General features: G+C 53.6%; 28 protein-coding genes and 1 tRNA gene. 11 read left to right on the top strand and 18 right to left on the bottom strand.

The features are described from left to right. Window positions 1–205: 205 nt before the first annotated feature. From AC5J09_RS08840 to AC5J09_RS08825, 4 genes are all read left to right on the top strand, one after another. On the top strand, window positions 206–1,459 hold the full coding sequence (locus AC5J09_RS08840) for a hypothetical protein (RefSeq protein ID WP_494297452.1): 1,254 nt from the start codon (window positions 206–208) through the stop codon (window positions 1,457–1,459). A 149-nt stretch (window positions 1,460–1,608) separates the two neighbouring features. After that, complete coding sequence (locus tag AC5J09_RS08835) at window positions 1,609–1,872, top strand: hypothetical protein (protein ID WP_494297451.1); 264 nt, start codon at window positions 1,609–1,611, stop codon at window positions 1,870–1,872. A 99-nt stretch (window positions 1,873–1,971) separates the two neighbouring features. Further along, window positions 1,972–2,139 (top strand): hypothetical protein, encoded by a 168-nt coding sequence (locus AC5J09_RS08830; RefSeq protein ID WP_494297450.1) that lies wholly within the window; start codon window positions 1,972–1,974, stop codon window positions 2,137–2,139. Between the two features lie 325 nt (window positions 2,140–2,464). Beyond that, window positions 2,465–3,301 carry a hypothetical protein gene (locus tag AC5J09_RS08825; RefSeq protein ID WP_494297449.1) on the top strand — a complete coding sequence of 279 codons (837 nt, stop codon included), beginning with the start codon at window positions 2,465–2,467 and terminating at the stop codon, window positions 3,299–3,301. 113 nt (window positions 3,302–3,414) lie between these two features. Here the strand turns inward: AC5J09_RS08825 and AC5J09_RS08820 are convergent, their stop codons facing one another. From AC5J09_RS08820 to AC5J09_RS08810, 3 genes are all read right to left on the bottom strand, one after another. After that, window positions 3,415–4,179 carry a GIY-YIG nuclease family protein gene (locus AC5J09_RS08820; protein ID WP_494297448.1) on the bottom strand — a complete coding sequence of 255 codons (765 nt, stop codon included), beginning with the start codon at window positions 4,177–4,179 and terminating at the stop codon, window positions 3,415–3,417. A 319-nt stretch (window positions 4,180–4,498) separates the two neighbouring features. Further along, the gene (locus tag AC5J09_RS08815; RefSeq protein WP_494297447.1) at window positions 4,499–5,560 is read right to left on the bottom strand and encodes an HNH endonuclease; all 1,062 of its coding nucleotides are present in this window, start codon (window positions 5,558–5,560) and stop codon (window positions 4,499–4,501) included. A 126-nt stretch (window positions 5,561–5,686) separates the two neighbouring features. Further along, window positions 5,687–5,968: a hypothetical protein gene (locus AC5J09_RS08810; protein ID WP_494297446.1), complete on the bottom strand. Its 282-nt coding sequence runs from the start codon at window positions 5,966–5,968 to the stop codon at window positions 5,687–5,689. Between the two features lie 444 nt (window positions 5,969–6,412). Here AC5J09_RS08810 and AC5J09_RS08805 point away from each other — a divergent pair, with 444 nt between their 5' ends. The 3 genes from AC5J09_RS08805 (at window position 6,413) to AC5J09_RS08795 (ending at window position 9,961) form a co-directional block, all read left to right on the top strand. After that, a complete protein-coding gene (locus tag AC5J09_RS08805) occupies window positions 6,413–6,970 on the top strand; it encodes a recombinase family protein (protein WP_494297445.1) in 558 nt (185 codons plus the stop codon). Window positions 6,971–7,172: 202 nt separating this feature from the next. Continuing rightward, window positions 7,173–7,415: a hypothetical protein gene (locus AC5J09_RS08800; RefSeq protein WP_494297444.1), complete on the top strand. Its 243-nt coding sequence runs from the start codon at window positions 7,173–7,175 to the stop codon at window positions 7,413–7,415. Window positions 7,416–8,428: 1,013 nt separating this feature from the next. Continuing rightward, the gene (locus AC5J09_RS08795) at window positions 8,429–9,961 is read left to right on the top strand and encodes a hypothetical protein (protein WP_494297443.1); all 1,533 of its coding nucleotides are present in this window, start codon (window positions 8,429–8,431) and stop codon (window positions 9,959–9,961) included. 120 nt (window positions 9,962–10,081) lie between these two features. Here AC5J09_RS08795 and AC5J09_RS08790 read toward each other — a convergent pair whose 3' ends face one another. The 5 genes from AC5J09_RS08790 to AC5J09_RS08770 all read right to left on the bottom strand — a co-directional run bounded on the left by AC5J09_RS08790 (window position 10,082) and on the right by AC5J09_RS08770 (window position 11,878). Next, on the bottom strand, window positions 10,082–10,729 hold the full coding sequence (locus tag AC5J09_RS08790; protein WP_494297442.1) for a DUF2971 domain-containing protein: 648 nt from the start codon (window positions 10,727–10,729) through the stop codon (window positions 10,082–10,084). A gap of 67 nt (window positions 10,730–10,796) precedes the next feature. After that, complete coding sequence (locus tag AC5J09_RS08785) at window positions 10,797–11,108, bottom strand: Rap1a/Tai family immunity protein (RefSeq protein ID WP_494297441.1); 312 nt, start codon at window positions 11,106–11,108, stop codon at window positions 10,797–10,799. 11 nt (window positions 11,109–11,119) lie between these two features. Beyond that, on the bottom strand, window positions 11,120–11,467 hold the full coding sequence (locus AC5J09_RS08780; protein WP_494297440.1) for a hypothetical protein: 348 nt from the start codon (window positions 11,465–11,467) through the stop codon (window positions 11,120–11,122). 4 nt (window positions 11,468–11,471) lie between these two features. Further along, complete coding sequence (locus AC5J09_RS08775) at window positions 11,472–11,702, bottom strand: hypothetical protein (protein ID WP_494297439.1); 231 nt, start codon at window positions 11,700–11,702, stop codon at window positions 11,472–11,474. Window positions 11,703–11,755: 53 nt separating this feature from the next. Then, complete coding sequence (locus tag AC5J09_RS08770) at window positions 11,756–11,878, bottom strand: hypothetical protein (RefSeq protein ID WP_494297438.1); 123 nt, start codon at window positions 11,876–11,878, stop codon at window positions 11,756–11,758. Window positions 11,879–11,978: 100 nt separating this feature from the next. Here AC5J09_RS08770 and AC5J09_RS08765 point away from each other — a divergent pair, with 100 nt between their 5' ends. Then, the gene (locus tag AC5J09_RS08765; protein WP_494297437.1) at window positions 11,979–12,212 is read left to right on the top strand and encodes a hypothetical protein; all 234 of its coding nucleotides are present in this window, start codon (window positions 11,979–11,981) and stop codon (window positions 12,210–12,212) included. 227 nt (window positions 12,213–12,439) lie between these two features. Continuing rightward, the gene (locus AC5J09_RS08760) at window positions 12,440–12,811 is read left to right on the top strand and encodes a hypothetical protein (protein WP_494297436.1); all 372 of its coding nucleotides are present in this window, start codon (window positions 12,440–12,442) and stop codon (window positions 12,809–12,811) included. Here AC5J09_RS08760 and AC5J09_RS08755 read toward each other — a convergent pair. From AC5J09_RS08755 to AC5J09_RS08745, 3 genes are read right to left on the bottom strand one after another with little or no spacing between them, the layout of a single operon-like run. Beyond that, complete coding sequence (locus AC5J09_RS08755) at window positions 12,727–13,176, bottom strand: hypothetical protein (RefSeq protein WP_494297435.1); 450 nt, start codon at window positions 13,174–13,176, stop codon at window positions 12,727–12,729. The genes AC5J09_RS08760 and AC5J09_RS08755 overlap by 85 nt on opposite strands. A gap of 14 nt (window positions 13,177–13,190) precedes the next feature. Continuing rightward, window positions 13,191–14,336 (bottom strand): pentapeptide repeat-containing protein, encoded by a 1,146-nt coding sequence (locus AC5J09_RS08750; RefSeq protein ID WP_494297434.1) that lies wholly within the window; start codon window positions 14,334–14,336, stop codon window positions 13,191–13,193. Further along, window positions 14,329–15,102: a hypothetical protein gene (locus AC5J09_RS08745; RefSeq protein WP_494297433.1), complete on the bottom strand. Its 774-nt coding sequence runs from the start codon at window positions 15,100–15,102 to the stop codon at window positions 14,329–14,331. The genes AC5J09_RS08750 and AC5J09_RS08745 overlap by 8 nt, the downstream gene beginning before the upstream one ends. A gap of 241 nt (window positions 15,103–15,343) precedes the next feature. Between AC5J09_RS08745 and AC5J09_RS08740 the strand changes: the two genes are divergently transcribed. Then, window positions 15,344–15,625: a hypothetical protein gene (locus AC5J09_RS08740; protein WP_494297432.1), complete on the top strand. Its 282-nt coding sequence runs from the start codon at window positions 15,344–15,346 to the stop codon at window positions 15,623–15,625. 83 nt (window positions 15,626–15,708) lie between these two features. Here AC5J09_RS08740 and AC5J09_RS08735 read toward each other — a convergent pair whose 3' ends face one another. The 7 genes from AC5J09_RS08735 to xylF form a co-directional block, all read right to left on the bottom strand. Next, entirely contained in the window at window positions 15,709–16,485 is a 777-nt protein-coding gene (locus tag AC5J09_RS08735; RefSeq protein ID WP_494297431.1) for a hypothetical protein, read from the bottom strand. A 161-nt stretch (window positions 16,486–16,646) separates the two neighbouring features. After that, window positions 16,647–16,838: a hypothetical protein gene (locus tag AC5J09_RS08730; protein WP_494297430.1), complete on the bottom strand. Its 192-nt coding sequence runs from the start codon at window positions 16,836–16,838 to the stop codon at window positions 16,647–16,649. Window positions 16,839–16,895: 57 nt separating this feature from the next. Next, window positions 16,896–18,278: a DUF6538 domain-containing protein gene (locus tag AC5J09_RS08725; protein WP_494297429.1), complete on the bottom strand. Its 1,383-nt coding sequence runs from the start codon at window positions 18,276–18,278 to the stop codon at window positions 16,896–16,898. Window positions 18,279–18,558: 280 nt separating this feature from the next. After that, window positions 18,559–18,635 (bottom strand) — tRNA-Arg (locus AC5J09_RS08720). Between the two features lie 182 nt (window positions 18,636–18,817). Further along, window positions 18,818–19,603, bottom strand: a complete 786-nt coding sequence (locus tag AC5J09_RS08715; protein WP_003535549.1) for an ATP-binding cassette domain-containing protein — start codon at window positions 19,601–19,603, stop codon at window positions 18,818–18,820. Window positions 19,604–19,617: 14 nt separating this feature from the next. Next, window positions 19,618–20,979, bottom strand: coding sequence for a sugar ABC transporter permease (locus AC5J09_RS08710; protein WP_494297428.1), 1,362 nt, complete (start codon window positions 20,977–20,979; stop codon window positions 19,618–19,620). Window positions 20,980–21,094: 115 nt separating this feature from the next. Continuing rightward, window positions 21,095–22,132: a D-xylose ABC transporter substrate-binding protein gene (xylF, locus tag AC5J09_RS08705; RefSeq protein WP_100670065.1), complete on the bottom strand. Its 1,038-nt coding sequence runs from the start codon at window positions 22,130–22,132 to the stop codon at window positions 21,095–21,097. 385 nt (window positions 22,133–22,517) lie between these two features. Between xylF and AC5J09_RS08700 the strand changes: the two genes are divergently transcribed. Continuing rightward, complete coding sequence (locus tag AC5J09_RS08700; RefSeq protein ID WP_494297427.1) at window positions 22,518–23,729, top strand: ROK family transcriptional regulator; 1,212 nt, start codon at window positions 22,518–22,520, stop codon at window positions 23,727–23,729. Window positions 23,730–23,822 lie beyond the last annotated feature (93 nt).

Raw genomic sequence — 23,822 nt, 5'->3', positions numbered from 1 at the left:
TAGCTCAGATCCTATCTTTCCGCGATGCCAGTCGTGCCGGGAAAATAGTGCAGGGGTTCCAAGGGGGGGCGATCATGCGCCCCTTTGTTGCATCCGCAGCGCCATAACGGCGGCGAGGCGATTTATGCAGCCGCTGACAAGCTTCCAAAGCCGTGTGCGGCAAGACTCGTTCCATCATTAATTTAAGTGAACACAGGAACAATTCATGCTGAAAAAACTTCTTGCGTCCGCCGTGATTGTTGTTGGTCTCACATCGTCCGCAAGCGCGATGACGTGTATTTCCGAAGCCAATTTCAGAGGACAAAAACCAAACCTGAATTCCTATGTTCATAAAATCAGCCGCGAAGACGGCGCCGAGATTAGCCTATACCTAAAAGGTCAGCTTTCCACCGAGGATCTGTTTCTGGAGGTTATCCGCCAGGGGCATTGCATCATTTCTATGGAAGTTCTGAACGAGAAGCAGATTGACGAACGGTATCAACTCTTCGCGTCTTGGTCTGAATTAGAGGAAGGGGCATTGGGAGAGGGAGACGAAGGCGAAGGGGTCGCCGAGCCGTTCCTCACCGAAGATGACCTTTTTCCGTTTCTCTCACCGGACCGCTATGCGGTGCGCAAAACCTATCATGGTCCCATGGGGCGCCCCGATTTTAAAGAGAGAGACAAGGGTTTCGCGGATTTTAGGACGCGCATCTTGGAAGGAATGAAGAAAGGCGTAAATTTTTCCGGAGAGTACGCACTCACCCAAATCGGATGTGGGTCGGGTTGCTCGTTCGCAATTCTGAGCAATGTCAGGACGGGTGAACAATTCAATTTTCCGCGCGGCGGAGAAGAGGTCGGTCCGCTTTCCCTAAAATTTAGTGCAGGTAGCAGTCTAATGATTGCTACGTGGACAAGCGGATACGACGGTGAATGCTTTCTTGAGTCACTTTTGTTTAACGATAAGCAATGGGTGACGTTGGCAAAGTCGTCTTTAGGCAAGGCTGAGCTTTGTTACGACGATTTCGAAGCGAACATTAAGCGGTATAAAAGCAATTCAGGGCTTGCTGTCGCGCAGAAAAACTACAAGTCAAAGCATAATACCGAAAGTGCTGGTGATGATACGCCTAAAGGCGGAGAAAAGAATGCTGATAAGCTCAGGGACGCGTATGAACGCTACATGTATGTACGCGCCTGCTACGAGTCCAGGAAGGGAAATCTAATGACATATTTGGATGAGCCTCAGATGGACAAAGCCAGAATCGCAATTAAGTACATAGAAAGAAAACTGACTGAAGGTAATAATATAGACAGAGAGATGGTTTGGGGCAAGGCTCAAAATAGCGCAACGGAAACCGTTAACCTTATGAATTCTTCTTCGGCAATCTTTAACAAGGACATGAAAGAACTTTGCGCCCTTATTTATTCATCCGTGATTTCGCAGGGTGGTGACCAATCTGAGGTTATCGAAAAGGATTTTTGATTTCGATATGACAGGAGCTTGTGAGAGCAGCGGCTTGACCGGTGCGGGGAGTGACCCGCGATTAAATGGCGGTAACTGAATGCCAGTGAGGCACTCAAGCCAGGTTACCAGAGGGACGGCGAACTGCCCTCAAAGCGTAGGAAAATGAAATGAAATCAAATTCATTTGGGAGCTGGCAACAAAAAATCATCATCCATGTTGACGGCAGTTACTCTGAAGAGGTGGGAAGAAGGCTTGGTGCGTCTGAGCCCTTCAAACGGCAGGGAGACCCTGAGCGCGCCTACTTCGAATGGACCCGGTTCACTACGAGGCGCGGTGATGACGAGGATGTAGTTTTCGAAGTGTGCATGTTGCTCGGTAATCCGCCGAGCCAGTATGATTGGCACATCGACTGGAACGATTCAGAGTATTGACGATAATTGCCGTCTCTGAACTCAGATGGCATCGGCAGATGCATCTGAGTTGGAAATCAAGCCCGCCAAATTGACCGTGAAACATTGAGGAGGGAATTTTTGGGCGCAGTCAAGAATTCTGTGATCATCAGCCAGTCGGGCAAGATATGGACGGTGACGGTCTATGACGGAGGGCATCTTCCGAAAGAACGTAGATTCTCCGATGAAGCCGCCGCTAAGCAGTTTGTAGCCGATGAACAAAAGCGTCTCGGAATTGGGATGCGATGACAGATGACAATTCTCCGCGACCGGAGCGACGAACAGTGATCGTGGGGAAGAAGTGGCCTTTATTCAAGAAGGCCCAATTGTCCCAGATATCCGGTAAGTCGTCACCCTAAGCTCATTGGTTATGTCGAATAACTGGGGGGAGATGGGATTTTCATAGTGCATATTTCTCCCGCCGCCGTAATGGCAGCCGTCCAGCGAGAAGAGCTGCAACAATGTGTGTAAGAACTAGAGGTCAAGATCGCAGCCGTGCTGGAAGTAGGGTAGGAAATGCGGCATCAGCGCAGTTCTGGGCGCCACATCACATGATCTACACTGAGGCAACGACATGAAAAAATCCGCAATACTTCAGGCAACAACTCTATGCCTATTAACCGGTACTTCTGCCAATGCGGAGTGCGCTTCCGAGATTGGGAAAAAAATAGAGATGGAGTTGCCTTACTTTATATATGAAACGCTTGCGCAGATTAATGCGAAGAAAGATGAATTTGAGACTACCGATAGTTTCACACTTCGAAGATCTAATAAGATTGCTGAATTCCTGGGAAAGAGGTTTATATCGGAAATACAACCTTGGAATTCGTTCAATGAGTATGACGCAGACGATAAGAGACTTAAGATAAGTGCTTACTCTTGGATGCTTAATAGCGGAGGATTTCAGGACGTTTTTACTAAGGGCAATGGGTACGGCGTACCAGAAATCACCACCTCCACTTCCACCCACGGTCTTGGCTTGCTGGAGATCACAATTTCCGGAGGCAGCTACCGGGGGACAAACGTTTTTGGCGCCACTACCACGGTCAATTCTGGGAGCGCAAAAATTTACAGTCTTTTCGACCGTATTTCGAAGCCGAACGAGATGACCTGGAAATTAGATTTTCCACCTTCAGGCGATTTCACTAACGGTACATATAACCCGGGCGGCGTCTATTTGGACATGGAGCCAGCGAGGGCTCGCGCTTTGAAAGATGCGCTTGTTTTTGCAGTTGAATTTACCGCAAAGGAGCCATTTGTAGCGGAGGGGGGGCGTCAGATCTTACCGACGCTTGAAGCGCCTTCGTCGATCACAACAAACGTGCATACTATATTCGGCAAAATCGAGTGCGCGATTATCGCAGACGAAACGCGCACCATTCTCAGAACCATACCTGTTGCGTACAAATAAGTTCACACGATCCCCGCTTAGAATGTAACTTACTCCGCGCTATGCTAGCGACGTACGCGCGTGAGGAATGAGAGGGCGGAATAACATCTCGCATTGTCGGGCAACGCGTTAAGTTAGTTCTCGCCGTTCGGCAGTCCAAGTTGGCTATCCTGCCATTCTTTCAGCGTTTGACCCGTTTCCGCCAAGCGCCACGAGGTGCGACCGTTCGTGTTGCGGTTCTTTATCACCGCAGCGGCTGCGCTCGGGCTAGCGAAGGTAACATCCTCTAGGAATTCAACGAAGTTCGGATCTTCTGTGGAAGCCAGTCGCCCGTCGTCAATCAGCTGCTGCCGCAATGCTCCATATATGTTTGTTGTAAAATTCTCGGTTGTTCCCCGCGAGCCCGTTAGAACCGTGATTTCCCCGTCGATTTCAACGGCACGCGCTTCATACCCATATTTTCCGCTTGTCATAACAAGGTGGAGACCAGTGCCTGAAACGGGCGCCAACTCTTCCGCTGTAGTGACGATCTTCGCACTTGCCTTCGGTCGCAGGAAGTCGAAGCCAACGACTGGCAATATTACCTGCACTTGGGAGATGAAAAACTCCATGTCCGCTATGTCGCTTTCGGGCAGGCTCTTACGACCAGGCTCATTTCCGTTGGCAACGTTCGCACGGTCCGCCGACTTCGTGAGTTCAACAAAGCGGTTTTCTAGATACCGGACGTGAGCCTTCGTAAGGTTCGTGTCTTTCGAGGTGACTAGGCAAGCACGCGTCCAGAAGTCTTTCTGACCATCTTTGGCGTGTGACTTGATTCGATCAACGACGCTGTCGCCTTCTCCGATGTACACCCTCGACTTGCTCGGCTGGTCGGGATCATCTCCGACCAGAAAATACACTCCGGTCCTCGTCGCTTCTCCCCTTTGCAGTGCCTCGGGAAGCCGAGAACGTGGGGTCACGAGGACGTGTCCCGTCCAATTCATAATTTCTGCCGTCATGATCCCAGTTGGAGATCCGTCGACCAAATAAAGGCGTACACTGCGTCCGTGAATCATCTTGCCTCCCGGTTATGATGCTGGAAAATTTTCTCGTAAAAGCCTCATCGACACGCCTTAACACATCCGTGGTTTTCAACTGCAAACCGCGCTGTGGTCAACGATTGGTGTCAACGCAAGTACAGAAAGCGAGACCTTTCTAAGGGGAGGCAGAAGGTACTCTTCAGACGGAAATTCCCAGTGTAAGTTTGCGATGTAGAACACGGTGGCAATTGGCGCACAAGCATTTGAGGTCCTCGGTGGTTGACAAGTGACCGGGCTGCATTGCGGCGACGTGCGTTCTGTGATGATGAACCTCGATACATGCTGACCCAGCTTCCCCACCATAGTGCTCTGAAGGATCAAGTCCGCAGTCCTCGCAGAACAAACGTCCATGCTTTGCAATAAACTCTTCGCGCTTCCTTTTCGCTAAACCGGGTTGGCGCTCGCGCTTTAGGTGAGAAACGATCTTCGGATTGCCTTCAATCCAGCTTCTTTCCTCTTCCGTCGGTATGAGGCCCATCAGCTCTGCCTGCACCGCCGATGATTTGGGCTTTGGTCGTGCCGCGGCACCATTTTTTGGTACGATCCAGAGGCCCGCTTCTTCGAGCAGCTCAAAGCTGATCTGTCCCCATCCTGCGCTAAAATGTGCAGGATAAGCTTCAATTCCGAGCGCCTCTTGAAGCGCCAGACCGAATACTTTCTTTGGAGCGAGGGGAATCCCGTCGGCGGTCATCGCGTCGTAATCGCGTGATGCGGAGAAGTTGGGTGCGTCACCACCATCTCGGAGAATTGCGACTGCACGCTCGATGTGATCAGCGCGGACCTTTCGCAGTTCGCTCGCGGGCAATCGGGAAGCATTACGTTCAGTGTCAGAGGCTCCAACGATTGAAGGTAGGCTGATTGGGTTTGTGCCTGGTGTCGCGATGAGCAGCCTTCGCCAAGCCCCGTGACTGGCGGTTCCCGCGTTCATCCCCCGCACAATGTGATCGAACCGTTCTGTTACTGGTGCCTGCCGATCGAACGAAAGTCGGCGCTCAGCAAGAGGGACGTGCTGGACAGGCTTGCTATCCAAATAGATCTCGTAATCGACATCAGCGCCATCCAAACGAGCCATCAACAATTCAAGTGCTGCTCGATAGTCACGGTTTCTTGTTGTGCCGCTGCGACTGTGGAGAGCGATGCCGAGCTCGTGCGGCTCAAGCATGGCATTAAGCGTCTTTCCATCGTCGGTAGTCAAAAACATGCGGATGCCTTGCCTTTGCGACCCTGATCGCCAAGCCTGGTGTGAATCATCTTGTCGAACATGGTTGTTATCCGAGGCGGGAAGTTCCCGCACTGTCTGGTTCATCGCTGTTGTTATGCGGATCGCTCAGTTACAGAACCCGTTGATGCAAGTAGAGGTCCAACCTTCGCCGTCCTTATCGATGCCGTTGTGAAAGGTGGAGTTGCCAATCGTGGTGCTTGTCTGAGACCAGTTAGAGCCGGTGCTGGCATTGGAGCCGTTCATAAAGGTCGTGTTGCCCATCCGCGTGACCGTGTAGTTATTGCCGGTTGCATCGGTACAGGACGAAAGGGTTTCTGTGCCGACGCACAATGCGAAAGCTGGGGCGGAAATCAGAGAAAATGCCAAACTCGCAATAACGATCTTCATGAATGTGCCTCTCCATTGGGCGGGAATCCAACCAACGAACGTTAACGTGTAAGCGGATGAAAATGCAACGCTTTGTTGATCGCTCGGATGCGCTACTTGCAGCCGAAAGGGAACGCGCCAAATATTAGGGATGACTAAACGAATAGAGAAAGGTGATGCTGTTCTAATTCGAGCCCACGTTACACGCGTGTGGGAGAAGGGAATGGTCTCCCTGAAGCTCCCCGGATTTGATTTTCCGGTCACCGTGCATGAGAAATACCTTGGCGAGGTTAGGCACCGCCGAAGCCAGCGAAGCCCAAGGCGAAGAAGCCGCTGATTGATAAGCCACTTGAGTGGTAATGTCTCAAAATGTGTACACGGTGCGACCGTTTCACGAACGGTTATTGACGTGTCTCGTTTTATGTCTCATAACGTAGCCATGCAAAGTCTATGGAGTTTTGAGACATGGCAGTTATCGGATATGCCCGTGTATCGTCGGTAGGACAGGCGCTTGATGTGCAGCGGGAAAAATTGCTTGCCGCTGGTGTCGAACCGGATCACCTGTTTGAAGAGAAGCGTTCTGGTGTGGACGCTAATCGACCGGCATTGCAGGAAGCTCTTCGGTTCGCTCGCAAGGGCGATGTGTTTGTTGTCTCCCGTGTGGATCGTTTGGCGCGATCTGCTGCCGATCTGCATAGGATTGTAAAGGAGCTTGGCGACAAGGGTGTTGAGTTCAAATGCCTTGATCAGGCGGAAATCGACACGACAACGAAATACGGCAAGCTCATGCTTGGAATTCTGGCGTCTATCGCTGAATTCGAGAACGATCTACGCAAAGAACGCCAGATGGACGGTATTGCCGCTGCCAAGGTGAGGGGAACCAAGTTCGGGCGGAAAGCGAAGGCGACAGAGGATGTATCGGCGGACATCCGGAAGATGCGTGATGATGGGCTGTTGATCCGGGAAATCATGTCGAAAACGGGTTTGAGCAAGGCGACCGTCTATCGAGCATTGGCGGAATAGCCAAGGAATCGACGGCAGTTAGGGAAGGGCGGTTCGGGGGATCGCTCTTCTTTTTGCATGCCCATTACTCACAAACGACAGCCCGGAACACAAGCGGAACAGCCTGTCTGTGGGAAACGCCCGCGAAACCCCTTGCTATAGCGGCTATTTCCTGCGTTGTTGCGCAGCAAGCAGCACACGAATTCCAAATGGAGAAGTGTGCATGGCGAAATCCCGCAAAGAGAATGACAAAGAACGGCTGCACATCAACTTGCTTGGCGTGCTGCAAGGGTCCGCGACCGGTTATTACTCGATAACCTTCTCTTCGTTTTCGCGCTCGTGTGTGTGGTCATATTCAAGCTGTGGTGATCCTTTTGCGGGATCGGGCGGCATCCGGAAAATGTTCAATATTGAACGGTTGTGGCGGGTTTCCAGGGCGAAACGGCGGCGCGGGCGGTTTAAGTAAGTGGTCCGCGACAGAACTCGACTGATTGTGTTTGCAAGCAGTTCAGGATAAGTTCTTATGTATATGCATATCAAATCACGGTGTGATCTTGCGGCACTCAATCGGCTTTTGCGGCACTCAATCGTACGATCTTGCGTCACTCAATGCAGGGGAAGAACTTCTACCGGTACAGGGTGAATTTTCGCGGCGTTCAATCGATCCCACGGGATTCCTATCAATGTAGGAAGGATATCTAATGAATCCGTCAATTAACAAATTAAACATTACCTTTTCGAGCGAGCGAAGCGAGCCACGAGCCGAAGGCGAGTGAAGATCAACGTCCATAAGGTTCAGCTTGTTAACTGGTAGCGATCCATTAGATATTCTTCTGTGTCGATTCAATAAAGGTTGAATTCTTCTGGTTCGCTAGTGATCACAAGATTCAATAAGTGAATACCTACAAATGTCTTACTGTTCGATATGTTCCTTATGGAATCCTTCTTTTATTGAAGGTTCACTCGCAAGCTCGTGAAATGGTCTCGCCTTCGGCGATCCCATATTAACAGGTGATGTAGGATTCTTTATTGGTAAATCATCCAAAGATGTCACGGGGATATTCCGTAAGAAAGACTCCTTACGGGTTAAGTGTGTGACAGGTGATTGAATGGCGCAATGTGACATAATATTGCTGCCAAACTTAATATGAATTCAACCTATCCCATCTCCATTCCGGTTGACTATCAGATCGAAATATTGTTAAATATTGTAATCCAAAAGAACATCACATGTATTTTTTGTGATGAGGTCCATAAAAACTACATTTCTGGACGGTCTGAACGGAGAAAATCCATAAATATAACAGTTGGAAGCAAAGTCGGGCGAATGGCTTGGTATCCAACAGGTCATTCGGAAGGCTTTGGTTCCTGATCCTCAAATAGCACTACGCATGCGTACGTCTGTCAAAGGTCTCTGTGTTCCTCGCCCGACGCACAGAGACCTTTTTTATTTGCGCTATTTTTTAATTGAGGATCACTATGAACAAGAAAAATACTATTCAGACGGTTTCCGGCAACGTTGGATCGCGAAAGACCCTGACAACGCTTCAGTGGTATGACGATCTGGTTTCGCAGAATATGGGATGTCCCGTCCCGGCAACCATCGCCACTCCCACCAACGGTTTGTCTAAGATGTACCGCGACCTTCTTGCGGGATATGGCATTCGCTGTCTCGTCATTTCACAGGAAGAAGGCTTTCGTTCTGCTTCCGAAGAGTACGCGCGCCAATGTGCTGCTGGCTATGAAGGCGTACTTATCGTCAATCACTCTGTTGCGCTTGGTGCCAAGGCGAACACTGCTGATCGTCTTTTGATGAAGGATGAAGTGGTTTCGCCAGTCCTGAACATCCGCATCAAATTCGATAAGGCTGAAGACCTTCAGAAATTGTCGGTAATCGATACGCCTGCTGTTGATGGATTTTACGAGCTAACGCGCTCTGTTGTGACAGAAGACATGGTTGAGTCAGTCAAAGACTATAAAGGCATGGACTTCCTTCACTTCGGAAAGAAAGCCCAAGAGCTTGGTAGATACGCCAATGACGAGCATTACCGGGTAATCATCGACAAAGAAAGCTTGGATAAGGCTGCTTCCGGGGAATCCTTCAAGAAAAGCAAGACCGGCAAAGTGATCCTTCAGTTCACGATTTTCATGCTGGCTTCCATTATGGCTGGCTATAAAGATGCCCTGATCATATCTGCCGAATTCGATAAGACCTTGCTTGGTTTGATGTGGGCAAAGGACGTTGATTTCCAGCCGAATGAATGGATCGAATCCCGCCTTGATAATGATTATTTGAGCCGCAAGGCACCTTCCGTTGAACTCCATCATGTCGCGGTCAAGAACCTGTCCAAGACCTTTTTTAAGCGGCTTGGAGACAACGACAGGGATCGTGGCAATCAAATCTTTCTTCATATGGTCGCCGAGTGCCTTGCCGTCATGTTCCCCGGCAAGAGCCATATCTTCTGTACGAACGAACCCGACTCCGTTGAGGCTTATAATTGGAAGCTGGAATGCCCTTGCCTTGGTAAAGATGAGAATTGCCAATGTGAGGGGTATGGCAAGCGCGTGATTGTGAACCCCCATGGTTGGAACCACCTTCAGGGCTATGACATGGGGGTTTTTATGGCGGGTATCAATTTTGATCCCGATACCATTGACCGTCTCTTTGCCTTCTACGGCATCACCGAGAAGCAAGCCAAGGAAGCGCTCTGCTATCAGATGGCACTTCAATTCCTTGGACGCACCAGCCTTCGAAATAAGGACAGCAACAACCCCATTATTCTGATCGCCCCCGATGAAGGTGTAGCCACCTATCTTCAGCGCATCTTGAATTGTGCCCCATCGACTCCGCTCCCAATCGATTTCGAGAAGCGTCCGCGCAAGACCCGTTCTGACAAGAAGAACAAGACCCCGGAACAGAAGCGGCAGGAAGACGCCGAAAGGCAGCGCAAAAGCAGGGCGGCAAAGAAAGCCGCTGAAGCTGCACGAGAACAGCCATTTCTGCCCTGGTGATGCGGTGATAGATCAGGAAGGCACTGGACGTCGCCAACAATCAGAAGCAAGCCGATGATATGTAGAGGTGCAGTTGGGAAGGCATCGGCTATTTACGAGCCGATCCGCTGCCGGAAACCTTCACCACCTATCGTCACGCTGCTTTACGATCCTGAAATCTTTGAACGCGGGTCTACTTTGAAACGCATCTACATCGGGACCAGCAAGCTGTTCCACCGTTGCCCTAGTGGCATCCGACCTAAAGCCAACGATCACTTGCCGAAGCACCATCCGTTCCGAGAAGGCATGGAAGTACAACCCTGTGGAAGGATCAGGGTCTTTCAGGTCCGCGAGAAGGCGGTATTCCTTTTCATATTCCCACGCTTTGAACTTCGTCAGCGAGATGTCTTCCCATTGTTCATCGGTTATTTCATCAAGCGTTTTGACGCCGTAACGCGCCAACGAGGGCCTCACAGCCTGATATCGCACCTCATGCCAATCTTCGTTTTCGACATCGAAGCCTAGGCAGATTCCTTTGTGTTTGTCGGCGTAATGTCCCCACAACAGCGGCTCCTGCCATGTCGTGCTCATGCAGACAATGCCGTTTACTTTGTCCACTTCTGCGCGGGCTTTGTTCAGATAGTAGCGCTGCGATGGAAGATCGACGGCTAACCCAAGGAAGTCGAATGGGTCATTCAGTTCAGTGAAGCGAGCAACCTTGATCCGTTTATAGCGGATGCTTTCCAGCGCGTATTTTTCGCTGGTGAAATAATAAAGGCGTCGGATCAATCGATCTTCTCACACTTACTAATGCTGACGCATGGGATGTGCCGATCCTGATGCACGACTGATCCCATCACTTGTTGCACGGGAATGCTTCGATCAGCGCTTGAGCGCCTAAGAAGTGGGCGGGATCATGTCTCGCTTCGGGATGATTGGTCAAATAGCCACAAATGATGTCGTGCAGTTGCCCCGTCGTGACCTTTGAGGGGATGCATGCATCCTTCCTCATTTCGGTCATTACCCAATCACTCACGGCAACTGTGTATCCAAGCGATACGCCGTTTCTCTTCTCGCACAATTCGTGCAGCTTGTTGCCCGTGTAGAATTGCGCGGCGGCTGGAACCGAGTAGGTGAGAGCCAATATGGCAGCAAACGATCTGATCATCCGCGCGCCACCTATTTCGATCCCTGTTCAACCAACACGCCTGCGGCAACCCAGATCGGCTGTAAAGGGTTGTGCGTGCAGTAGTTAGTCATCCACAATTCTATTGCGTTCGCGTCTGCTCCGTTCAACAAGTCAATCTCTTCATCCTGAACAGGTATGTCGTTCCAGCGACCATAATTCATTGCAGTGATGTAGCCCAACACCCATTGAATCAGTAGCGATTGCCGCATCTCAGGTTCGCTAACCCAAGTGCCGCAAGAGGCTGTGCCGGCTCCCCGAATTTTCATATTCCCTGCATATGTCATCGTCGACAACAGCATGAAAGCGAGTGCTGCCGCTCGCAGTGTTCCCTTGCGCATAGGCCTACTTGGCTTCATCCGCTATCTTTTTCGCTCGCTTAGCTGCCGCTTCGGCTTCCAATTGCCTATTGGTCTCGTATATCGATACAGCGACGTATCCGAGAAATGCGACAATAGGCACCCAAATGAGTAGGGTAAGCCAGCCGGGAATTGGCATCCCGCTTGTAAGCTGCTTGCCTATCCCAACAACAGCAGCGATTCCGCCTGCCACCAGCATATTCGTCTTAACGCTCATTTTGTTCCCCCAAAAGGTGTGATCGATTATTCACGAGATTGAGCCGATGAATGTCAAAGAACTCTTTGCATTTCGCGCTGTACATTAATTGTCTGCATCAACCCGGAGCCGATGGGCAGTCCGAATTCGGCGCTCGCTCCCGCCCCGATGACGAAAACCGTGTTGTCCTTGAACATGCCCCAGCCTTCACCACCGCGTTTGCTAGGAACTATACTTGAGCGGGTGATTCGGGGAAGGCTATCGCATTAATGGAAGCGATCAGAGACGGGGGATGCAGTGGACAAATCGGTGGTAGTTGGATTTGCCTTTTGGGCGGGGTTGGTGGTCTCCGGGTATTTTGCCACCCGTGGTGTCGGTGGCGCGGTGAAAGACCTTGAAGTACAGCCCGACCAGCTAGAAGCGTCTGCTCGGCAATCGCGACAGGATATCGCGTCGATAGTGTGGGTCTTGGCGTTCACCAATGCTCTTCTGGCTGGCATTCTCGGAGCGCTGGTTTATCCGATGGTCTGATTGGAAAGCTCCCTAAGATGATCATTAAGAAATCGGTCCTAGCCATTCTGTACGGCGCTCATTTGGTTAGTCGGGGAGACCATGGGGCCTGTGATTGCTGCCACGATGGTTGCCATCACCACCGTTTCATGCTGATCGCAAGATGGCACAGCCTGAGAAGCGTTTGGGTAGACCTGTCTTGGCGGCTTCGCCACGTGCTTAGAGACGAATAGAAAAGATGCCCATCCATGCGACTGATATCACTGCTGCTTTCTTTACTGATTGCCACACCTGCCGCCGCGATTGAGGATTTGCCTCGTTTCAAGATCAGCTATTACATTGAGGCTTGGAGCGGCACGAGCGAAAACCAGATGAAGGGTCGCCAGACTGTCGTGAACTACTTGTCGGGCGTTCGTGATCTTCTGTGGTGGCAGTGCGAATATGACACGACAATCGCGGAACTGCTTGCAGGGGCTAACTCGCAGATCAAGGCGGCTCGCATCCTGATGGATGACGAAGCCTTTGATAAATTCCTTCAGGACACCGCCTTCGGCGACATGGTCTTCCTTTCCCTCGGTAATGAGGCGCTGTACGGGAAACCAAAACCATGCTCGAAGTAATCGCTGGCGGGAATGAATGGACAAGACGTTGTGGTGAGAGGCGCCTTATAAGTTGTGGCGTCGTCTTTGATAATGACTGTGGGTTTGTCAAAAGCCAAACGCAACCCAAGTTCAAACATGACGTTCGGGTTCTTCCCGCTGACATCAACCACGACGATTTCATTTTCCTCGCTCTCGCTCACCATTCGAGGCTTGAAACCAGCCGCTTCGATAGCCCGATCAAGGATTCGCCGGACTCGTAGCCAGTGCGCTTCGTCGTAATAGCCCATTGCGGAAATCGGCATCACGATTCCGCATACTGCGGGTTCCTTTGCTGGCACCTTCACAACGTGTTCTTCTGCTGGTTTCGGCGATTGCTTGTTCATGTTCTGGACTCTGATCATTCGACTTCGATAATGTCTTCACGCACCGCCCGAAGCTGCTTTTTGAAGCCGTCCACTGAATACGCCAGCTTCAAAGGCAACCCCATGTCCCGAAACCTGCGCAATTCGGGTTCAAAAAAATCCATTGCTTCGACAACCTCGTCATACCTTACGTCCGTGCCCATCGATACGTTCATGCCTTTCTGGATGCGGGCTGCTTTACGTGCGATTTTCTGTGCGCGTACAGCGCCTCTCACGAAGCCGAAAAACAGGCGATCATCGATGGGAACTGCGTAATCGTGATAAGCCCTCTTGTCTTCATTGAAGAGAAGCTGAGCAGCACGTGGACCGGCGTTCGCCGCAAAATGTTGAGTGTAAGCCATCCTCAAAAAGGGATCCGACTCATTCTTGATGCGCGTAAAGATCGCGTCTCGGTTTTGAGAGAAGAAGCGTCTTGTCATCACAGGTGGAATGCAAAGTTTTCGAATATCTTTGTTTTCGTGACCAAGGTGCAGCAAGAGAATTCGATTTACGATAGGATCACTCGCAAATCTTTTGCCAAGGATGTCAATCACACCTCTGAGCGATCTTTGCGTAATTTGAGGATCAATTATTTGGTTTAGCAGAAATTCTTTGTACTCTTCCTCTGTCCTAAAAGTGCTCCGAATTCCATACAGAATCTGGTTCTTGTACGTTTCGTCCTTGACACTGGCATAGAGATATTTGGCTATTTTCGCGGATACCTCAAAATTCTTCGAAGTTCGACGCAAGTTTTCGCCGACCCACAGCGCTCCCGTCGTCCAATATTCCTTTTGGAGCCGAGTGAAGAGCGCAAGATGGTCTTTGTGCATAGAGAAGAATTCACGTTTTTCCTTCTCCAATGCGAAGATCGAAGACGAAACATTTGCACCGGTTAAATCGGTGGTTTCGTCTATTTGAAAGCTCACGCCGTAGCACCCGGAAAGATCGGCGTCAGTGAAGTTGAAGCCCCTCAAGTCGGAATTTGAGAAATCGACGTTGGACAGGTCGGCTCCGATAAAGTCGTCGGATTTTGATAAGCCGGAAAGGGAAACCAGCGTCGAAAAATTGGTCCCCTCGTATTCGGCGATTGCGGACAGCTTTTCTTTGTCCGCATCGGATATTTCCGGAGTGAGATTAATCATTCGGATCGTAGCTGCTGATCTTTGAAAGTTGCACGTGAACTTTTGGATTAAGGTCTTCTTTCCCGCCCACCATCACCTTGCCAAGGAGGATTTTGAAGACCTTTTCCTTGTTTCGGTTCTCTCCATTTAGAAGAGAGAACCGCGATTTCTTTTCCTCGGGGGAAGCGATGACCAAGTCGTTCTTGTGCGCGTACAAATGAGCCTGAACGCCAGCCCGGTTCGTTTTCGGCTTTGGCTTTACCAAGCACAGCGCGTGCTCTGTCGTCAGATATTTCGCCGAAAGCGGTTCGTTCGCACTAAGTGATGAAATTTCCCATTTCCCGTTGGGCTTTGCTGTCACGTGACGCGACGTGCTGAACGTGTCTGTCTCGCTCTTGGTGGATGTAGACCGTGAAGCTTCCCCGGAGAGAGCAGCCGCGAGGGGAAGGCCATTCAGGGCGGTGCTCGTATCCAGCTTTAAGCCACCTTCTGCCGTGGCTTTAATGGTCGTATCCTTTTGGATATTGTGCTTCGTAGTGATATCGTTCGAAGGGGTGGTGTCGCCGTAACGGTCGCCGAGTGCTATTTCGGTGCCGTGACAGTCAAGCTTGAGCGTCACTTTGTTAAAGCCGACAAAGACCCTACGGCAATCAAGATCAAGCTCATAAGTGCCGGCGTACAGTTCAAGCCGCAATTCTGTGTCGCTGGCAAAACTGCTGTCGGTCGCGGTGTCGTCTACCCGCAATTCTGCAATGTCAGCCCAATTGTTTCTGGTGTCCCAAGCCATGCCGCACCCCGCTTGCGGCTGAATAAACCACGGGTTGTTGGCGCATGGCAATCTGTTTGTAGGCTCTCATGAGCTACACGGCAATTCCCAACAATAAAGCTGGCGACTTCTCTTGTGCGGTCGCCGACGTAGCGAGCGCAAGACGGTTCATCCCTCACCCCAACTCGATTTGTAGGATTCGACAATTTCAATCCCCGACGATTGAGCTATACCTGCACGGGTGATCTTTGAAAGGAGTGAGATGGAAACCGTCACGCTGTACGCCTATCAGATTTCGCCGGGAAACGACGACCTACTCTATTTCGCAGAGACCCTTGAAGAGTGCCAAGCCGCCGCGTTGGAGCAACGTCGGGACTTTAATGAGAATGACCCCGACGAGGACGAGCTTGCCGCGATGGCAATTTATCGGTGTTCGGTGAGAATGCCCGATCAACAAACGCTGCTTCGCGTGCTGAATGACGAAAACAGTCTCATTGAGGCTTGTGTGGTTGAACGCAAATTGGTCGCGCTGGTCACGGATTAGAACAAAAAGAGGGCACCGTTCTTCGTGCCCCTATCTTCATTGGCTTTTCGCTGCTGTCACGCTGCCTCAATAGCTTCGTCTTATCAAAAATCGGCTTCCTGCCGCGCTGCTTCTGCTGCCAATCGTTCTTGCTTGGTTTTAGGGTAGTTGGACAAGACAAATTCAAAATCGGGATCGCTTAGCACCGCCATCGCGGACGGACTCACCCTGTTTCTCAATTCTCCGATCTTAAGCAAGCGTTGTTCCAGGGCGTAGACTTCAGTTAGTTTGCCGTAAGCCAGCCACGCGACGTCAACTCCTTGCTCTCCAAGTCGAAGGTTCGCGATTGAGACGGCGATACGTCGGATCAATTCAGCGAAATAGGTGGTCGGCTCCGCCGGCATCTCGGCGGTGAGATAGCCGGTATCCTTTCGCTCGCTAAGGGGATTACCGTTCTCCGAGTACCCGGCATGAACCTCTTTGAAGTTCGAATAGGTTCTTTCAACCCATACCCTGAGAACGCGCACCCGCTCTCGGAACTCTTCGGTTGCACGCTCTTGCATCAACGCTTCTGTTTGAGCTGCAAACGAGTCTGCTTGTCCTTTGAGCACGTCACGGTTCAGTTTGAATTCCTCGCGAGTCAACGCCAATTCTTTACGCTGCTCTGCCAATTCCCGAGATTGTATGAAGACGGCGGTCACCAACCAAATGAAAGCAACCGGTGCAGAAACACCCGCAAGATAATCGCCCCACTCATTCGCAGAGAGACAGCTAAATGTGCCGCTGCAATCGCCGGGACTATTGGCGGTCCAACCGGCGATGAACGCCCCAAGCATTAGCGCCACCGATAGCGATACCGCCAAGACCACCGGTACGTTCATTTTGCCTTCCAGCCGCATTGCTCTCGAAAATCCTTGATGACGCGAATATGGATTGTGGCGGGAATAGCCTTGAATCCTTCAGCGAGAAAGCCCCACTCACCAGAGTTGGAATGAGCATTTCGTAGGTGATATCGGTTGCTTCATGGTATGTGCGTGTTCCCTCAATCATCAGCTAACAGCGCCAAGTCCTCGTTGAGCTGGTTTGTTAGCTGCTTTCTCTTTCTCGCATGCATCAGGGCGATTTCGATAAATCCCTTGCTTTTAAGCAGCTTAATAAGCCGCTCCTGTTGGAAGAGAAATTCGGTTCTTGCCTTCTTATTTGTGAGTAAAGTTTTGTAGTCATATCCTTGCAATTGCGCATATTCCTCAATGGGAACATGCCTTCGTACATGATCTAGTGTAGGGCGGTATTAAGCCGCTTTCTTCGCTTCGGGCATATTTGGTTGTTGGTTAGGGGTTTGGTTCTTCAGTTGCTTCTGTTTCTTCTCTGCGAGGGCAAGCGCCTTCTTCAATGTCTTATGTTTGTTGGGCATGTCGTAACCATCGCCATAGCGCATGGTCATTCCCGGTGAATGGTGCCCCATCAGAGAATTCTTCATCGTGTCCACGCATCCGGAGTTTCTGAGAAGGTCCGCAATGCGATGGCGGTATGAATAGGTTGTTGCGTCGTCGGCAACTTGCTTGATTAACTTGTTTGCCGCCGCTGAGAGCGCTTCAGAGCCACCGGGACGCGCGTAGCGGGGGAAGCCTTTGGGGAACTGCTTTGCCGCTTCGAAGGCTTTTCCGATCAACGGAATGTCGCGGTGTCTGGATTTGCCGGTCTTTACGTATTTGCGGTGTTTGTTCGGTCCGATTGCGATGAACGGGATTGGCTCATGCAAATGGAAATCGGACTCGGTCAACAAGCATATTTCCTTCATGCTTGCCCCCGTGCATTCGGAAATCGCAAGGATCGCCTTCAGTTCATCGTTGGCGTGGGACGCTGCAAGCTTGTCATTAAGCGCGATGATTTCGGCTTCGGAGAACGGGCGGCGCTTGCCAGTCTCAACAGCGCCATTGCATTCAATCTTGGCGTCTTCGAACGGATTGGTTTTCGTCGGGTAGTCCGATTGGAAAACTTTGCGGACGAACATGCCCACGTGCTGAAGCTTCTTCTGTGCGGTCTCAAGCTCGATCTCTTCGCTTGCAACGCGTTGGGTGAGCTTTGCGGCAAACTCGAATGCTTCCTTGGAAGTCATCTTGACCACATCGATTTCACCCATGATGGCGACGAAATCGGTAGCCGCCGCCTTGTACCGGTTCACTTTCTTGTCGCGTGCCCGCTTATCGAGACCAAGAAACTTGTCGCCGGACAGTTCAACGAACCGGTCAAACAGTTGGAGCATGTTCAGGGCGGGTGGTTCGACCGCACCGCCGATTGCCGCGATTTCGGCAATGTCGGGATTCTTGATCTTCGCTAATGCCTCGATACCGCCGCTCATCATCGCGACGTAGTCTTGCAGCGATGCCGCTTCGTATGCTTCGGCGGTGTGACACTCAACCCCGATTGAGGCGCCCTTTTGCCGGATTAGCGGCATGGTGAGCGGAGCCGAGTCGGAAATCTCGTCAGCCTTAAACAGCCTTTTGTAGTGGTTGAGAAGGGAAGCGGCTTTGATAATCGCTTCCACCCTGTCTGTTGTTTCCAAGGTTACCCAAAATTCTCCTTTGCCGAACTTCGCGCGTTTGGCTTTGGGAACTGTAACGCGAAAGCTGTATTTTCCGTTCTTTCTCGGAACGACGTAATCAAGGCTCATAACGAATTGCCATTGGTCAAATTGAAGTTGTGTTAGAATAGACCTTTATGCATTGAAGGCAGAATTGAAGTCAAGAAGTATTTTCGAAAGCCGTGGATATTCTTGAAAGTTGTTTTGAAAACAAATTCTCTATTCTTGCCAAAGCGCAAGAGTGGAATAATTTCCCAAGGGGGCGCCGTTTCGCCGCTTGTGCAGGGGCAAAAACGTAGCAAAGCGTAGCCGAAAAACGTAGCAAAACAGCCGTTTTCGGACCTAAGTCATTGATTTTATTGATCATTAGTGGCGCACCCGACAGGATTCGAACCTGTGACCTTTGGAATCGGAATCCAACACTCTATCCAGCTGAGCTACGGGTGCATCCGTTTGGCGGCAGGGCCGCCGAAGCAGGCTGTGAGCGGTTCTTAGCCTAGCTTGCGCGCCGCTTCAATGGTGATTGACGGGGTTTGCAGCGGAAATTTGCGTTTGGTGTCTGCAGGAGGCGGCTTTTGCGAAGAAAATGCCGCGTCCGTCGACGCGGCATTGACGGGGTTTGTACCGCCTCACGCCATCTGCATGGCGCCGGGGCCGGGGATGGCCTTGGGGGGCACCTTGCCCATGATAATCATGCCGAGCACCTCGTCCTTGGTCACGTCCTCGGTGCGGGCGTGGCCGACGACCTGGCCGTTCTTCATGACGGAGACGCGATCGGCGAGGTCGAAGACGTCGTGGATGTCGTGGCTGATCAGGAAGATGCCGATGCCCTCGCGCTTCAATTGCTTGATGAGCTCGCCGACCTGCGCGGTTTCCTGCGGACCAAGTGCCGCGGTCGGCTCGTCCATGATCAGGATGCGGGCGTCGAAGAGGATGGCGCGGGCGATCGCCACCGATTGCCGCTGACCGCCGGAAAGCGCCTTCACCGGTTCCTTGAAGCGCTGGAAGTTGGGGTTGAGACGGCCCATCACTTCGCGGGCCTTGGCTTCCATCGCCACGTCGTCCAGCGTGCCCCAGGGGGTGCGCAGTTCGCGGCCGAGATAGAGATTGGCGGCAGCGTCGACGTTGTCGGCGACGGCGAGCGTCTGATAGATCGTCTCGATGCCGTATTTCTTGGCGTCGCGCGGATTGTTGATCTCGGCCGGTTCGCCGTTGATCAGGATCTCGCCGGCATCGCGCTTGTAGGCGCCGGAGAGAATCTTGATGAGCGTCGACTTGCCGGCGCCGTTATGGCCGAGGAGGGCGACCACCTCGCCCGGATAGAGGTCGACGGAGGCATCGTCCACCGCATGGATGCCGCCGAAGGAGATGGAAATGTTCTTCATTTCCACGAGCGGAGTGCGTTGTTCAGTCATGTTCGAACTCCTGATTATTTTGCGCGGGCGCGGTAGACGGTGTCGAGCCAGACGGCGGTGACGAGCACGACGCCGACGACGATCCGCTGGAAGGGCGTATCGATTCCCAGAAGGACCATGCCCGACTGCAGGGATTGCATGACGAGCGCGCCGATCATCGCGCCGGCGATGGTGCCGACGCCGCCGGCGAGCGAGGTCCCGCCGATGACGGCGGCAGCGATCGTATAGAGCTCGTCGAGTTCGCCCTGGGCATTGGTCGCCGCGTTGAGGCGCGCCGTCGAGATGGCCGCCGCAATGGCGCAGAGCACGCCCATCAGCGTGAAGATCTTGACGGTGACCCAGCGCGTCTTGATGCCGGCGAGCTCGGCCGCTTCGGGGTTGCCGCCGAGCGCGAAGACGTAGCGGCCGAAGCGAAGGCGGGTGGCGATGAAGGTCATGACGATACCGACGACAATCGCGACCAGAACGGGAATGGCGATGCCGTGCGAGATCTGCAGGCCGCCGTCCGGCCAGGCGATGCCGTTCGCATCGGCATATCTGCGGGCGATATTCACCGGCCAGTAATAATGGTTGGCCACGGCCACGGCGCCAAGCACCAGAGCGCAGCCGAGGATCGCCAGGAAATACTCGGCCCAGACGGGGCGCAGCGGGAAGCCGAAGCGCTTGCGCTGCTTGCGCGAATTCAAAATGGCGCCGACGATGGCGAAACAGGCGAGAAAGCCGACGATCCAGCTGGCCGTCGCGCCAATCGAGCCCTCGGTGCCGCCGCCCATGAGACGGAAGGTGGCGTCCATCGGGGCAACCGTCTGGCCGCTTGTCACGAACCAGGTGGCGCCGCGCCAGACCAGCAGGCCGCCGAGCGTCACGATGAAGGCGGGAACGTTGAGGAAGGCGACGATCGAACCGTGAAGCGCGCCGATGGCGCCGCCGACCGCGATGCCGCAGGCAAGGGTGATCGCCCAGATGGCGGGATGGCCGAGCCCGAGATATTGCGGCAGGACCTGCGCCTGCAGGACGCCCATGATCATGCCGCAGAAGCCGAGCACCGAGCCGACCGAGAGGTCGATGTTGCGGGTGACGATGACCAGCACCATGCCGGTCGCCATGACGGCGACGGACGAGGTCTGGACGGTCAGGTTCCACAGGTTGCGCGGTTTCAGGAACAGGCCGTCGAACAGTCCGCCGGTCATCACCTGGAAACCGAGCCATATGATGACCAACGCGCCGACCATGCCGAGCAGGCGGGTATCGATTTCGGTGGCACGGAAGAAGCGTTTCACCGGGTTTTCGTCCGTCGTGCGGGCGCGGCCGGCTTGCGTGCCCGGTATCTGATCGGCCCCTGTCTGGTTGGCTTTTGTGATGTCGGCCATGGCCATGCCATCCCCCACTTATCTGTCGATGTCGTTCGGTCCGCTTCGCACCTTGCAAGAGCGCCGCAACGGTGTGCGTTGCGGCGCTCTTGAAGACCAGAGATCGGCCATGTCGTTGCGGTTATTTGCAGGCAGCAACGTCGCTCTTGGCGCCCTGGCAGGCTTCTTCCTTGGAAATCCAGCCGGCGTCGATGACGACGTTCAGATTGTCCTTGGTGATCGCCAGCGGCGCGAGAAAGACGGACTTCATGGCGACGCCCTTCGGCCCGCCGTTGAAGGTCTGTACGCCTTCGACTTCGTCCATGGTTTTGCCGCCGGCAAGCGCCACGGCGATTTCGGCTGCCTTCTTGCCGAGCTCACGGGAGTCCTTCCAGACCGAAACCGTCTGCGTGCCGAGCGCCACGCGGTTCAGCGCAGCCTTGTCGGCATCCTGGCCGGAAACCGGAACCGAGCCGGCAAGGCCCTGGGCGTCGAGTGCCGCGATCGCGCCGCCGGCAGTGCCATCGTTGGAGGCCACGACCGCGTCGACCTTGTTGTCGTTGGCGGTCAGGAACTGCTCCATGTTCTTCTGGGCGTTCTCCGGCTTCCAGCCGTCGGTATAGGCTTCGCCGACGTTTTTGATCTTGCCCGCGTCGATCGCCTCCTTCAGGACTTCCAGCTGCCCGGAGAAGAGGAAATCGGCGTTCGGATCGGCGGAGGAGCCTTTGATGAAGACGAAGTTGCCTTCCGGCTTCTGCTTGAATACCTCGCGCGCCTGAAGGCGGCCGACTTCCTTGTTGTCGAAGGTGATGTAGAAGGCGTCGGGATTTTCGATCAGGCGATCATAGCCGACGACCGGAATTCCCTCGGCGGCTGCCTTCTCGATCGCCGGGCCGATTGCGTCGGAGTCCTGCGCAAGCACGATGAGCGCGTTGGCGCCCTGGGCGATCAGCGACTCGATGTCGGTGAGCTGCTTGGCGGCGGAAGACTGTGCGTCGGCCGAGATATATTTGTCGCCGGAAGCTTCGAGCGCGGCCTTAATGGCTGCCTCGTCGGTCTTCCAGCGCTCTTCCTGGAAATTGGACCAGGAAACGCCGATGACCAGATCCTTGGCGATCGCCGCGGAATGCATGGACGTTATGATGGCAGCCCCCGCCAACAGCTTCAAAATGGATTTCATCCTATCCTCCCAAATGGCCCGGCCGCGCGCACGAACCTCCCGCACGCATCCCCGACGAGCCTCCAGATGCTGTCGCTATCGCGTCGCCGCGTTTTTTCTCGACAGTCGAGAAAATAAATGTCAGAGTTTCCGCAAGCTGTCAACAAGGCCGCCGCAGCGTGTGAATCATTGCCGCAGCAGCTTGAAATCACTGCGTAAATGACGAATGCGCCTTGTCCTGTAGGCCGCCAAATGCTTTGGGAAGGGCATGTCTTCGAGGGACCCGCTACCGCTGATGCATGTTTCACTTGATCGCACAGGTTCAGGGATTGAACATGCGGCACCCTGAAGAGCGACAGCGCCCTTTGAGCGCCTCGTCCGGCGCGCGGCGCTGCAAGGGTAAACGATGCTGACCAAATCCAGCACCGAGCTTGTGCGTCAGCAGAACAGCGCCCTGGTTCTCTCGGCGCTCCGCCGTAAAGGATCACTCTCCCATACGGAGATTGCGGCACAGACGGGTCTTGCCTCGGCGACGATCTCCGTCATCACCGCTGAGTTGGAGCGGTCGGGGATCATCGCCAAGACCGAGCAGCACGTCCAGGTCGGCCGAGGCCGCCCGCGGGTTCTCTTCGAGCCGAGACGCGGCTGCGGCTACGTGATCGTCGTGCGCATTTCCTCCGACGTCGTGCAATATTCGCTTGCGGACTATGGCGGCATCCTGCTCGACCGTTTCGAGGATCCGCGCAGCCACGACCTTCGCGGCACCGCCGTTTTCGGGGAGGTTCTGGCAGCAGCGCTCGAACGCCTGCTCGTCCGCTCGAATATCTCGAAGGACGAGGTGCTTGCCATTTCGATCAGCAGCAAGGGGCTCGTGGCCGGCGACGGCGCGCGGCTCATCTGGTCGCCGGTTTTCGGCAGCGAGCAACTCGACTTCGTGGAACTACTCCGGCCCGCCTGGCGCGCGAGGATCATGCTCAGCAACGAGTCGCTGCTGGTGGCGCACGCCCTCGCGGTAAGGGAAGAGGAAAGCGAGAGCGGCTTCCATGCGCTTGCGGCCGTTTCGCTCGGCCACAGCATCGGCCTCGGGCTTGCCAGAAGGGGCAGGTCCGGCGAGCTCGATGTCTCGGCGCCGAATTTCGGTCATATGCTGCATCAGCCGTCCGCGGGGCTTTGCCGCTGCGGCAGCTATGGCTGCATCGAGGCGGCAGCGGGCTTCTACGGGATACTGCGCACGGCTTTCGAGGTGCCCTCCGACACCATACCGGCGAAGTTCGTTCCGCCTTCGGAGATGGACAAGATCGCCGCGAGCACGCGCCAGGGGAACCGGATGGCCGGCTATGCCTTCCGCCAGGCCGGCTTGGCGCTCGGCAACGGCATTTCGCGGATGCTCAGTCTCTATGAGCCGATGCCGATCTTCGTGACGGGGCCGGGCACGCGCTATTTCGATCTTCTGGAGAAGGGACTGGAGGAGGGTCTCGCGCAATCACTGCAGGTCCGCCTGCAGGGCATGCCGCAGATAAGGGTGGTCCCGGACGAGCAGCGGCTCGTTTTCGACGGTCATATCGATCGGGCGCTCGGCGCGATCGACGGCGACATTGCAGCAGCAGGACATCCGTGAGGCGGCGGGTCTGCCGGGTCGGCGTCGCAGAATTCCGGCAGACGCGAGTGCTGCGCAGTCTTCAATTTACGGTTATTTAGAGTCTCGTTGCCA

Source organism: Sinorhizobium sp. (assembly GCF_059070375.1).
The sequence above is the reverse complement of the archived record's forward strand: the minus strand, read 5'-3'. Positions and strand labels throughout refer to the sequence as shown.